Origin of the sequence: Stenotrophomonas sp. AS012628 (assembly GCF_010608305.1) — a bacterium.
GTDB lineage: Bacteria > Pseudomonadota > Gammaproteobacteria > Xanthomonadales > Xanthomonadaceae > Stenotrophomonas > Stenotrophomonas geniculata.
In genome coordinates this window covers 1-219 of record NZ_VMBJ01000293.1, presented here as the reverse complement: position 1 = coordinate 219, position 219 = coordinate 1, and the positions used below count along the sequence as shown (strand labels likewise).

The following is a 219-nucleotide window of genomic DNA, read 5'->3' as shown; positions in this document are numbered from 1 at the left end:
CGTTCGGCCTCGCGATCGGCTTCGGCCTCCAGAAAACGATCGGCAACCTGATCGCCGGGATCATCCTGCTGATGGATCGCTCGATCAAGCCGGGCGACGTGATCGTCGTGGGCGACAGCTTCGGCTGGGTGAACAAGATCGGCGTGCGTGCGGTCAGCGTCGTCACCCGCGACGGCAAGGAGCATCTGATCCCGAACGAGATATTGATGACGCAGGAAG

General features: G+C 62.1%; 1 protein-coding gene. It reads left to right on the top strand.

Annotated features, from left to right (window positions below; translation table 11 throughout):
- On the top strand, window positions 1-219 hold a 219-nt coding region (locus tag G5A07_RS21975; RefSeq protein ID WP_191864043.1), incomplete at both ends, for a mechanosensitive ion channel domain-containing protein.